This is a genomic window from Acinetobacter indicus CIP 110367 (assembly GCF_000488255.1).
GTDB lineage: Bacteria > Pseudomonadota > Gammaproteobacteria > Pseudomonadales > Moraxellaceae > Acinetobacter > Acinetobacter indicus.
The window spans coordinates 46,598-59,913 of the sequence record NZ_KI530758.1; the positions used below are offsets into that span (position 1 = coordinate 46,598).

8 protein-coding genes and 1 pseudogene are annotated in these 13,316 nt (G+C 37.8%); 4 read left to right on the forward strand and 5 right to left on the reverse strand.

The genetic code is table 11. From position 1 onward, the window contains the following. Positions 1-3,183 (forward strand): site-specific integrase, encoded by a 3,183-nt coding sequence (locus P253_RS13960; protein WP_016658819.1) that lies wholly within the window; start codon positions 1-3, stop codon positions 3,181-3,183. Positions 3,184-3,468: 285 nt separating this feature from the next. Beyond that, on the forward strand, positions 3,469-4,671 hold the full coding sequence (locus P253_RS13965; RefSeq protein ID WP_016658818.1) for a tyrosine-type recombinase/integrase: 1,203 nt from the start codon (positions 3,469-3,471) through the stop codon (positions 4,669-4,671). Positions 4,672-4,786: 115 nt separating this feature from the next. Here the strand turns inward: P253_RS13965 and P253_RS13970 are convergent, their stop codons facing one another. The 3 genes from P253_RS13970 to P253_RS13980 all read right to left on the reverse strand — a co-directional run bounded on the left by P253_RS13970 (position 4,787) and on the right by P253_RS13980 (position 7,465). Beyond that, positions 4,787-5,758 (reverse strand): IS481 family transposase, encoded by a 972-nt coding sequence (locus tag P253_RS13970; protein ID WP_016658817.1) that lies wholly within the window; start codon positions 5,756-5,758, stop codon positions 4,787-4,789. Positions 5,759-5,892: 134 nt separating this feature from the next. Then, complete coding sequence (locus P253_RS13975) at positions 5,893-6,168, reverse strand: helix-turn-helix domain-containing protein (protein WP_016658816.1); 276 nt, start codon at positions 6,166-6,168, stop codon at positions 5,893-5,895. Further along, positions 6,161-7,465 carry a type II toxin-antitoxin system HipA family toxin gene (locus P253_RS13980; RefSeq protein ID WP_016658815.1) on the reverse strand — a complete coding sequence of 435 codons (1,305 nt, stop codon included), beginning with the start codon at positions 7,463-7,465 and terminating at the stop codon, positions 6,161-6,163. Before P253_RS13980 ends, P253_RS13975 begins: the two co-directional genes overlap by 8 nt. 262 nt (positions 7,466-7,727) lie before the next feature. Here P253_RS13980 and P253_RS13985 point away from each other — a divergent pair, with 262 nt between their 5' ends. Next, entirely contained in the window at positions 7,728-8,432 is a 705-nt protein-coding gene (locus P253_RS13985) for an IS6-like element IS1008 family transposase (RefSeq protein ID WP_001067790.1), read from the forward strand. Positions 8,433-8,632: 200 nt separating this feature from the next. Here P253_RS13985 and P253_RS13990 read toward each other — a convergent pair whose 3' ends face one another. Then, positions 8,633-9,532, reverse strand: a complete 900-nt coding sequence (locus P253_RS13990; RefSeq protein ID WP_023274434.1) for a cation diffusion facilitator family transporter — start codon at positions 9,530-9,532, stop codon at positions 8,633-8,635. A gap of 82 nt (positions 9,533-9,614) precedes the next feature. Then, positions 9,615-10,223 carry a recombinase family protein gene (locus P253_RS13995; RefSeq protein ID WP_004726718.1) on the reverse strand — a complete coding sequence of 203 codons (609 nt, stop codon included), beginning with the start codon at positions 10,221-10,223 and terminating at the stop codon, positions 9,615-9,617. Between the two features lie 94 nt (positions 10,224-10,317). Here P253_RS13995 and P253_RS14000 point away from each other — a divergent pair. Then, positions 10,318-13,280, forward strand: a pseudogene (locus tag P253_RS14000) (Tn3-like element ISAcsp1 family transposase). Positions 13,281-13,316: the final 36 nt, after the last annotated feature.

A 13,316-nucleotide genomic window follows, 5' to 3' on the forward strand; every position in this document is an offset into this window, starting at 1 on the left:
ATGCATACAGATGATAAAGAACTTATTCAATCGAAATTAAATGAATGGTTTAAAGGCATCAGAAAAAAATTAAATTCTGAAAAGAACCTCACTTCTACACGAATTAGTGAAGCTCAGGAAATTGAACTTGATCAATTCATACAGCGCAAATGGGATGATTTTAGAGAAACTTTCAAGTGTACTATTCATAAGTTTTCGAGTATTGAACGACGGGAATATATTGGTTATCTAGAAGCAGAATTTAAAAAATGCGCAGATAAGTTAAATGCTGAATATTCTGAATTTTATCAAATTAAGATTCGCCCAAAAACTCAAATTTTAATACTTCCGCCAAGAAAATTAGAAAGTACTGAAGCACGATCTGAAGCTGCAGAAATGCATGCTCATGTTTATAAAATGCTGCAGTCTTATTGGCAAAGTAATTTTTGGCAAGAAATGGATAATGAAAGTTTATGGGGTAACTTATATCTCAGTATGATTTATCTATCAGGTTGTTCAAATCAAGATGTACTTCAAATTTTACCGAATACATTCAGGGATGCGCTATCGAATAAATATTTGCAGAGTTTTCGACTGTATAAATATGAAAATTTAAAAGATAATCCCATCATTTTACATTTAAAAGTTAAAAGTGACTCCTATGGTAATGACTTTGAAAAAGATCAGCTTTATAAATGGACTAACATCTATCTTAACCCTTGGGCTCAATTCTTTTTGCAAACACTGTTATCACGCAGAAAAAAGCATTTTCATATAGACCAAAATACAGATATTGAGCAATGTATTTTAAAAAGTCTTCATCATTTGAAACAAACAAAATATGTGATTAAGTTATGTATGCTCCTGAGAAAAAAAGGGTTAAATACATTTCAACATGTACAAATGGCTCTGCAGTTTGACAGGGAATTAAATCTAGATATCTTTTTAGGCAATATACTTGCCCAAAACATAAATACTGTGGCACTCAGACCACAAGAACACATTTTTTTAAGTGCTTCTCATACGACAAATCCTTCTATTGAATTAACAGATATTAAAATAGAGCAAGAACAGCTTAAATCCACACAAGATGAACCCATATCAATTACTAAAAAGCTGAAGACTATTCCTTTTAAAATTCAATTATTTGAGAATAATCATTCCGCATCAACAAAAGCTAAAGGGGTGAGTACGCAAAGAAAGAAAAATAATAATTTTTATGAGCGATATACTCGGATTCAACAAGAGTTAGAGCAAAAAAGTCTGCAGGCAAGTTCAGAAGAGAATAATCTGATTCAAGCTCAACTACGCCTGATTGCATGGGTATTTCATCATAGAAAGAAGGGGTTAAAAATCTCGACTATAAGTAAATATTTAAGCTGTTTTGGCAAAGATTTTATATTTGAGGTATGGTTCCGAAAAATCGATCTTGAGTGCTTAAGTGAAGAAGATTATTCCGATCTTTATCAACAACTTTTATGGAATTGCCGTAAACGTGATGAAGCAGAAAAAATGAAAGATCAAAATAAATTATCGCGAAAGGGGCATAACAGTGAAGCTTATCGATTTGGGCGTTTAAAAGCATTTCATGCATTTTGCTGTGAAAAATTTAAAGCACCAGAGGTCAAACTACTCAAACAAACCAAATACAGACATATGCAAATCACAAATGCACGAATAATCAGTCCATCTGTGTTTAATAACATGCTTTACCATTTAGATTTTTTGGTCAATATCAACCAAAGTTGGTCTAAACATATTACCCCTCTGAAATTAATATATATTTTATCATACCGATTAGGGCTTAGATTAAATGAAGTTCGTTGTTTAACGCTTCAAGATGTAATATGCCCAGAATTAATATCTTTAAAATCTCATAAGGATGAGATTAAAAATATTACACTGTGCATTCAAAATAATCCGTATCGTCGGCTAAAAACCCCCAATGCTCATCGACATTTACCCATAAAATATTTACTCATGAAAAATGAATTTGAGATATTTAAGGAATTTTTAAAGAGTCGATATATACAGTGGAAAAATAATAAAGAGGATCACTTATTATTTAACTATAAGGATCAAGTATTAACAGAATTATGCATTACCCAAGTCACTTCGAATATACTCAGGGCGATTTATGGAGAGAATCACGGGTATAGTTTTCATTCCCTACGTCATAGTGCTGCGAATACATTGGCAATTCTTTTAGGAGGATCTCCTCGCCTTATTCACACTTATACAGATTACTCAATGCGACAAGTAAAATATATACGTGAACTTTTTTTTGGTCATGGGGCATATCGTCAACAAGATATGATTCAACAAAAATGGAAAGCCCTTGCAGCTTGGATGGGACATAGCAGTATTGAGCAAACTGCTTCTAACTATTGCCATGTATTAGAAATAATCGCCATTGATAGGATTGTAAATCATAACTATCTGATTAACAAAAATGTTATTTCAGAATCATTGAGTATGGACTCTAACAACGATGAATTTCACCCTATAAACGATGTGATTAATGCTCCAGAATTTGATTGGATGTGTACGAGAAGTACTGTAAAACAAGACAATAAACGACAATCAGCTTTAAAAGTTGAAAAAATTAAATTAAATCCATTAGAGAGAATCATGGCGGTAAAAGATGGATATTTGGAGGATAAACAGGCCAAAATGTGGTTACACCGTTGCAATTTTCTTAGTAAAAAATGGTCAAGTACGACTAGCTTTCACATTGAATATCAAAATTTTATACACGATGAAGATGAATTTTATTTTGAAGAGTTTTACGATCGAGTTAAAAAATTAAAACTTATAGATTCCAAAGATATCTTAGTTGCGATGGATAATCCAATACCAGAAAAATTGAGTGAAGTCTTAAGTGTGATGGTCGCTGAAGTAAAACAACGAAAAAATTTTCTACATTTTCAAATTCGACAGCCTAAACACAGACATCCAGTCAATGATAGTGATACCAATAATATTGATTCTAAGTTAAAAAAATTGAAAGACTTCATCAGTGGTATTTCTAGCATTCTAGAAAACACAATCTCAATTCATGTAGAAGATCTTGCTTCAAATCCAATTAAGAAAGAACAAATTCAACGCATTAGCTTTATAAGAACAGCGGACAAAAAGAATATTACGCTTGCTGTGCTCTTTCATTTAATGATTATGGCTGTTCAGATGGACTCACTTTGGTAGAAATATAGATTGATGCATTAGATCGTGGTCTAAAGATCATGATCGATGAACTTTTTATCCCATTTTTCATGCCTCATTACCCATAATCAATATGTTCCAAAATCAAGCCTCATTTTAATCATGGTTACTATATTGGTTACTAATATTTAATTATTTAAAATAAAATATTTAAAAAACATATATATATAATTTTATGTGATGCGTATCATACGCATCACACTAAACTTACATTATTTTGCTATAATAATTTTATTCACCCAATTGGTCTGCTTCATTTAAAAAAATATGAGTCTTACTGAAATTAAAGTTCGTCAGGCAAGAGTTCTTGATAAAACCTATTTTTTAGCCGATGAAGATGGCTTAAGTCTAAAAATTGAAACCAATGGCAGAAAAACTTGGTGTTTCCGCTATACAGATCCTACAACGAAGAAAAGAAGACGTATCAATTTAGGCACTTACCCAGATTTTTCGTTAAAGCAAGCTAGGCAGCAAAGAGATGATTATCGATTAAATGGCTTTTGCTTTGAATCGAATGCAACATTAAAAACTTTCTTTGATGTTGCAGAAGAATGGCTACAGTTTAAACGCCAAAATGCTTTCTATGATCTACCGCGTTGTGGTGTTCTTCAATTAGCAGAAAGGTCCCTACAAAAAGATATATACCCACAGCTTCAAGATATACCTTTCCAAAATATCAAACGTTACGACTTGGTATCCGTGATCAAGAAAATTGAAACACGCCAAGTAAAGGAGCCTGTAAAAAAAGCCTGTAGCTATTTGAGTCAGATTTATGATTATGCTGTAGCAATGGGTTACTGTGAGTACAATATTGCACACGGTTTAAATAAAATTGCCATTAGTAATAAAATTAAAAAAAACTACCCTTATTTAAAGGCTGAAGATTTATCTGATTTTATACATAGGCTAGGTAAATCAGATATTCATCCCATTGTTAAAAAAGCCCTTCTTTTTAAATTATATACAGGAGTTCGTGGTGTTGAATTGCTATTAGCGGAGCCACATCATATTGATTTAAAAAATAAAATTTGGAGAATACCAGCATTTCATATTAAACAGTTTCGACGTAAAGTTATATTGGGACATGAGATCCCTGATTTTTTAGTACCACTTTCAACCCAAGCTTTAGATATTTTAAAGGATGCGATGCAGTGGTCATTCGGTGAAAAATATATATTTTCCAGTCCTAGAAAACCTAATCAGCCAATTCACTTTAATACCCTTAATTTGTGCATTCGTAAAATGGGCTATGCACAGCATGAATTAACTGCACATGGTCTACGTTCCACCTTTAGTACGATTTTAAACGAATCAGGTCTATTTCAAGATCAATGGATTGAGGCACAACTTTCACATATTGATAAAAATCGTACTCGTGCAAGCTACAACCATGCCGAATATTTGGTGCAGCGAACTAAGATGATGCAATGGTGGGGGGATTTTATAGAAAACCATATGTTTCATTTGTAAGTTTTTTATACCTAGATTTTCAAATGAAGTGTAACAGAGATTAATTTTTTAGAAGGAAGCAAGATGAGTTAAATGCCAAATTCAAAAGAATTCCTGCAGAGATTAGATGTGTGATTCATAGAGATCGTTTCAATTTAGCGATCTCTAAATCCATCTTGTAATTGGCATGTTGAATCCGTTCATTGGATGGGTTGTATTGCTTCTGGACCTCATCAGAGAAAGGGGTTTCTTCACATAATTCAAAGTACCTTTCCATCGGTGTTTTACCTTTCAAAGCTGAATGTGGTCTCATCCAGTTATAGTAATGCTGCCATTCGGCTAGCTTGTCTTGAATATCTTCAGAATTAATATCGACAGTAGCGTAGAACTCAGATTTATCAGTCTTTTGAGAGCGCTCTACCTTGCCATTCAAATGAGGTGAACCTGGTTTATTTGGCCTAAATTTGATTCCATGCTGCATCAATTTTTTCTGTACTTTTTCAGCAAAAAATTTCCGCCCTCGATCGGTCTGTATTCGCTGTATGGGAAAAGGCATTTCTTCAATTACGCAGTCTAAAAAGTCGAGCGTATTCGCTGCTGTTCGGCGTTTATATATCCTTAAAACGCGATATCGTGTGCAGTCATCGATAGATGTGTACTGATATAGCCCAGGACCCAATTTACAAGTATCCATTTGAATCCTATCGCCTGGTAATGGGCGTTCATAACGAATGAAATCTACTTTACGACGGAATTTTTTAATCGGTTTGACTTGATGGGTGGATAGTACTTTATGGATAGTCGCTAAGGACAACGAGACTCCGTGCAGCCTCATCAATTCTGTTTGCAAACGTCGAGCACCCAGATTTCTAGCCGAGCGCATTTCCAATATTAAGGCTTCTAGCTCAGCATTGATTTTAGTATTTGGAGATTTTAATGGGCGTTTACTCTGACTATTTAATCCATCAATACCTTGCTCAGAATATCGTTTCCACCACTTGCGTAATGTTGGTCTAGAAATGCCACATCTCCGACAGACTAGGCCAGCATCATTGGTCTCTTCAAATAATTTAACCCATACGAGTCTTTGTTGAATTTCTCTGTTCATAGACACCAATTATATTGAAATGATGTCTATGAATCACACAGCTTATCCATGATTCGGGTTAATTACTTTTAATTTATAAAAAGTAATTACACAACATTATTTACAGGTTCTGCATTCAATTAATAACTTTTAACTCAATATCTAATAACAATCTTTAAACCAAAGGTGCTTAGGAGTTTCATCATAGATTCCAAAGTCGGATTACTATTGGGCTGTTCCATTTTTTGCAAAGTTTGGGGTGCTATTTTTGTGATTTTAGCCATTTCATTTAAAGTCAAATGAAGCTCAGTTCGGATATAACGAGCAACCTTATAAAATGGCCAGTCAGGATTTTGATTAATCGTCTCCAATATTTCTTGGCGCTTTCTTAACTGCTCAATTGCAGTCATAGGTTTATAGCGCTTATCCATGGGCTAGCTCCTGAATCTGCTGGCATATATTTTCAATCCGGTACTGACTATTCTGCAAAATTTCCTCAGAGATCTGCAGTCTGTGCATTTCAGCCATTAATCCTTGATAAAGAGGCAATTGCTTGACAAATTCTGACTGGATTTCATAATGTTCAATACCAGTTTTCGCTGCGACTTGTTCAATCACCGAACGCCAAATTGGCATACCACCATGATCATCTTTTTCCCAACGAGTCGTTCGTGCGATACCATCAGGATGTAACCACATCGGTGCAAAATCGTAGAGTGGAGTCAGTTGTATAATGCCATTATTCAAGCGTTGTATCGCTGTATTGCGGCTATGATTATCTTTATTGCCTAAGGCAACATTGGCCAAATCACGTTTAAGATATTCGAAGATCTCTTCTTTCGGATGACTACAACACTGTGTGAGTAATTCACAGATTTGATTATGAGTCATCCTAATCCCAAAACCAGCTTTTCCACTTAGAGATGCAAGACTTTCCTGTGCAATACGCTGGACTTTTCCATCCTGTACATAGCGATCAAATCTTGGAATAAACAGGGTTTTACCATGTAATTGTAACTCCTCATGTACACGTAAACCCAAATAATGAGCAATTTTCATATAGTGTGCTTCATTAGTTAAAATTTTATTCAGGCTTTCGTCACTACCACGACTGAACTTCACTAACCAATGTTTTTTTACCTGATGATCTGCAAGTGTGTGATCTAAATAAAATAGATCATCATGTCCTTGTGAGAGGAGTAGCTTTGGCCATTCACCTTGAACACCTGAAGAGCCGGCAATGAATAAGCCATAAGAGGCTAGCGATTCAATGAAGTGCTCTTTTCGTTCTATAATCTCACTTAGGCTAAAGCCTATATTTTGATCAGTCGGAAAGTTCCTTTGCAGCCACTCATGAGCTTCTTTAATACGTAAATGTCCAATCGGGTTGCCAGCTCCAGCTTTTAAAAGTGCCCAATCTGCTTGTTCTTGTGCATTTTCACTGTAATTCAGTTGTCTTAATAATTCTTTACGACCATAGCCCTGTGGAAGTAAATCCATTAAGAAAGCAGGCCAAGTTTCATTAATTTTATTTTGTACATTCACAGGAAAATGATAGGCGAGTGCATGGCCATCATGTAAGTCCATATAAGAAATTGCATATTCAAATAAATATGAAGTACGAGTTGGTGTTTGCCAACCATGCTCATTTTCACCCATCAACTCAACAATTGCACAGTCAAGCCACTGGTCATCCTGATAAATTTGAATGGTACAATATTTACTCATAATTTTATTAAAATAGTAAAATATATTAAATATTCTTATTATATACCTATTTTAATAAAATAATATCAATTATCTTTCTATTTGCTTGTTAGCCAGTATATTTCTACATGGGAATAACAAGCCACGTGAGTTGATCTCACCGGCTGCTATAAAATCAAGTTACTAGAGGTTTGAGGCAACATCGTCAATAAACATTAGCGGCACTGTTGCAAATAGGCTGACATGATAAGCTAAATATCTTATTTATTTCGAGATACAGCAGATGAATCCCTTCCATGGTCGGCACTTTCAAGGTGAAATCATTCTTTGGGCTGTTCGTTGGTATTGTAAATATGGCATCAGCTATCGTGAACTTCAAGAAATGCTCGCTGAACGGGGTGTGAATGTTGACCACACCACAATTTATCGTTGGGTTCAGCGTTATGCTCCAGAAATGGAAAAACGCTTACGCTGGTATTGGCGTAATCCTACAGATTTACATTCATGGCATATGGATGAGACTTATATCAAAGTGAAGGGGCGATGGACTTACCTGTATCGTGCAGTTGATCAACGTGGTCATACGATTGACTTTTACCTTTCCGCTAGACGGAACAGTAAATCAGCCTATTGTTTTTTAGGAAAAATCTTCAATACGGTGAAAAAATGGCAAATTCCACGGGTCATCAATACAGATAAAGCAGCGACCTATGGCCATGCTTTATCACGGTTAAAGCGAGAAGGAAAATGTCCAGTAGATATTGAGCACAGGCAGATTAAGTATAAAAATAATGTCATTGAATGTGATCATGGTAAGTTAAAGCGGATCATCAGGGCCACATTAGGATTCAAATCTATGAAGACGGCTTATGCCACAATTAAAGGTATTGAAGTCATGCGTGCACTACGTAAAGGACAAGCATCGTCATTTTATTATGGTCAGCCTCAAGGTGAAGTGTGTCTAATCAACAGGGTTTTCGGTCTCTAAGCACTTTTAAAAAGGAACTTCATCGACTCAAATCTCTATTTGCAACAGTGCCCCCAGAGGACTCATAAATTACATTCTTGTAATTTTAAAATGTCTCAGGATGGTGTTTAAAGTGCGTGTGATAAATAGAAGTGTAATACAGGAAAATGGTAAGGTTTATCAGCCTAGTCATCTGTCCATTATGTAGAAAGAGCAGCACTTTAATGTTTATGCTGTTCCAATGTATTACATTCCTTACTTTCTATTTGTAACGTAATTTCAGTAATATTATGATTATGTTTTAGAACTTCTAAGGCCTTTTGATAGAGCTGATCTGGATCGCTATTCGGAGCAACCAAATGAGCAGTTAAATGAATATTTTTTGAGGATATAGCCCAGACTTTCAACTGATGAATCCCTTCAACGCCCTCTAGCTTCAATAAATCATTTCTTAACGACTCAATATCAATCTCATCAGGAACTCCTTCAAGCAGAATATTAATACTTTGTTTTAATAAAATCCAAGTTCGAGGTAAGACCCAGAAGCCAATTAACACAGCGATTACGGTATCAACCCACATCCACTGGGTAAAATAAATAACTATTCCTCCGATAATCACGCCTATCGATCCTAGAGCATCACTAAGAACTTCTAAATATGCACCTTTTATATTTAGACTTCCTTCAGCACTAGCAGAAAGGATTTTCATTGAAATCAAATTTATGACCAAACCACCAACCGCGACAATCATCATTCCAACACTTTGAATTTCAGCAGGATTCGTAAAACGTTGATAAGCTTCATATACAATATATATTGCTACCACAAAAAGCATCACCGCATTAAACAGAGCCGCTAAAATTTCAAATCGCTGATAGCCAAAAGTTCTTTTATCATCTGCGGCTTTTTTACCAATTTTGATAGCGGCAAGAGCAATAGCTAAAGCGGCTACATCAGTAAACATATGAGCTGCATCAGATAACAAAGCCAAACTTTGGGTAATAAAAGCAGCGACAACTTCTACTATTAAAAAAGTAGTCGTTAAACCTAAGGCAACCATTAACTTCTTACTATTTTCTTCAGTAACAACCGCATGGCTATGATCATGATGTTCTGACATAAAATATTTTCCTTATTCTATTTATGATGAGCAGAGATATTGGATAACAGGGGTCGTCTCAGGAAACGGAAAATATAGCACGCTAAGGATTTTCACTCCGACTTCTTTTAACGATATCCAACACGGTATTTTTGCTTAGATTGACCAGCCGACCGACTTGTCGATAAGAGTGTCCAGCAGACACCAACTCCAACACTTTAGGTGCCAGACGATCTGACTTGGTACGTTGACCAGGACGACGACCAAACACAACGCCCCGCGCTTGTGCCGCTGCTACACCAGAGCGCACACGTTCACGTAGTAAATCTCCCTCAAACTCTGCTAATGCAGACATCACAGAAGCCATGAGCTTTCCCTGAGATGTGGAAAGGTCAAACTGCAAACCTGTTTGTGCCACCAGAGATACCCCGAAATGCCCAAGATCTTGTAATGACTGTACGAGATCCACGGTGCTTCTGCCCCAGCGTGTCAATTCCGTCACCAAGATGGCATCGATTTCACGAGATTGCGCCATGGTCATCAAGTATTTTCTTTGCAATCTCTCATCCTTACTGCCTGATGCAGTTTCTTTCCAAACACCGACAACATCGTAGCCGCAACGATTGGCGTAGGCACGTAGGTCATATTCCTGTCGTTCGCAGGACTGATCGTTCGTTGATACTCGGCAATAAATGGCCGCATTCTGTCCCAATTGAACCTCCTTGCGAAATTGCAGCGCAAAGCTAAGCGTGGCGGTACAAAATAATGTACCTTTAATAGTTTAGTTTATTTGGGACTAATGAGCCATGCCGCGCCATTCTATTTTGTCGTCCACGGAATTGGGAAGCCTGTTCGAAATTCCAGATGATAGAGCTTTTATGCTTCAGCATTACACTCTGAGTGATTCTGATAAATCCATAGTCCATCAACATCGAGGGGCATCCAACAAGCTAGGCTTTGCAATTCAACTTTGCTACATGCGTTACCCTGGAGTGATATTGGGTATTAACGACGAACCATTCAAACCCTTACTTTTCATGATGGCTGCTCAACTTAGTATATCAGTGGACTGCTGGAATGATTATGGTCAGCGCGAGCAAACAAGACGAGAACATATTGCCGAATTGAAAAAAGTTTTTGGGTTCAAACTATTCACCTTGAGTGACTATCGGCAATCGGTCAATATGATGGTGGATTTGTCCCTTCAGACAGATAAAGGTCTTATTTTAGCCACAACTCTCGTTGAAAATTTACGACAAAAATCAGTCCTTTTGCCAGCTATAAATGCAATTGATAGTATTTGCGCAGAAGCAATCACATCTGCCAACCGCATAATTTATACTGCTTTGACGAGCTCACTTTCAGAAACTCATCGTCAAAATATAGATGCTTTGCTGAACCGTAAAGAGGGCAGCAAACTGACAATATTGGGGTGGCTTAGACAGTCACCAGCTAAACCAAACTCAAAGTACATGCTTGAGCACATTGAGCGGCTGAAGTGCTTACAAGCCATCGATCTACCTGAAGACATTGGAAAACACGTTCATCAAAATCGCTTACTGAAAATTGCTCGCGAAGGTGGGCAAATGACTCCTGCTGATTTGGCCAGATTTGAATCTCAACGTCGATATGCCACTTTGGTAGCAATCGTTGTGGAGAGTATGGCCACGATCACCGACGAAATTATTGACCTGCATGATCGCATTATTGGAAAGCTATTTGCTATCGCAAAAAATAAACACCAGCAACAATTTCAATCATCAGGTAAAGCGATCAACGACAAAGTGCGTTTGTATGGGCTTATCGGGAAAGCCTTGCTAGATGCCAAGCAAAATGGCAGTGATCCGTTTGCCGCCATCGAAACTGTTATTTCATGGGATGCTTTTGCAGCAAGTATTACTGAGGCAGAAAAACTGGCGCAACCCGAAGACTTTGATTTTTTACCACGAATTGGCGAGAGCTATGCAACTTTACGCCGTTACGCGCCAGAACTTCTTGCCATACTTAAATTGCGTGCTGCCCCAGCAGCAAAAGATATGCTTGCCGCTGTAGAGTTGCTCCGCAGCATGAATGTTGATAATACACGAAAAATCCCCTCTAATGCTCCAATAGCGTTTATCAAAAAACGGTGGGCAAGACTAGTCTTTACCGATGATGGTATTGATCGCCGCTATTACGAAATATGTGTGTTATCTGAACTTAAAAACTCGCTACGGGCTGGGGATCTCTGGGTACAAGGCTCTCGCCAATTCAAAGACTTCGATGAGTATTTAGTGACTGCTGATAAATTTAATCAGCTAAAACAGTCCAATGAGTTACCTCTAACCATTACTACTGATTGTGATCTATATTTGCAAAGTCGCCTTTCACTATTGGAGCAGAAATTAGCAATCATTAATCGCATGGCAGCGACCAACGATTTGCCTGATGCGATGATCAATCTGGTCTAAAAATAACACCTCTCGATGCCGTGGCTCCTGATACAGCCCAAACTTTAATTGACCAAACAGCAATGCTGTTACCACATATCAAGATCACCGAATTATTAATGGAGGTCGATGAATGGACAGGCTTTACTCGACACTTCACTCATTTGAAAACGGATGACACTGCGAAGGATAAAGCGTTATTGCTCACGACCATACTGGCTGATGCAATTAATTTAGGGCTGACGAAAATGGCCGAATCATGTCCTGGTACAACTTATGCCAAACTCTCATGGCTACAGGCTTGGCATATCCGTGATGAAACTTATTCAACGGCATTGGCCGAATTGGTGAATGCTCAATTGAAACAACCTTTCGCTGAAAACTGGGGAGATGGCACTACCTCCTCATCAGATGGCCAACGCTTCCGCGCAGGTGGCAGAGCTGAAAGTACAGGACATATCAATCCAAAATATGGCGCAGAGCCTGGAAGGTTATTTTATACACACATTTCTGATCAATACGCACCATTTAGCAGTAAGCTGATCAATGTGGGCGTTCGTGATTCAACCTATGTTCTTGATGGGCTGCTGTATCACGAGTCTGATTTACGCATCGAGGAACACTACACCGATACGGCTGGATTCACCGACCATGTTTTTGCACTCATGCACATGCTAGGGTTTCGATTTGCACCACGAATTCGTGATCTGGGCGATACGAAACTCTATATTCCAAAGTCAGACATAGACTATGCCGCACTTAAACCCATGATTGGCGGCACACTGAATATCAAACAGATTCGTACTCATTGGGACGATATTTTGCGTCTGGCCGCATCAATCAAGCAAGGGACTGTCACAGCGTCGCTAATGCTACGTAAACTCGGTAGTTATCCACGACAGAATGGTTTGGCATTGGCATTACGAGAGCTGGGGCGTATTGAGCGCACACTGTTTATCTTGGATTGGTTGCAAAGCGTAGAACTACGCCGTCGGGTTCAAGCTGGATTAAATAAAGGTGAAGCCCGTAATGCATTAGCGCGCGCCGTTTTCTTTTATCGATTGGGTGAGATTCGAGATCGAAGCTTTGAGCAACAGCGTTATCGAGCCAGTGGCTTGAATCTAGTGACCGCCGCCATTGTATTGTGGAACACGGTTTATTTAGAGAGAGCGACTAACGCCCTACGAGGGCATGGTCGCACAGTCGATGATACCTTGCTGCAATATCTGTCACCGCTGGGGTGGGAGCACATCAATTTAACTGGGGATTATCTATGGCGAAGCAAAGCCAAGATAGGTGGTGGAAAATTTAGGCCATTGCGCGCAATTGAAAAACCTTAGCGTGCTATATTTTCCGTTTCCTGAGACGACCCCTAC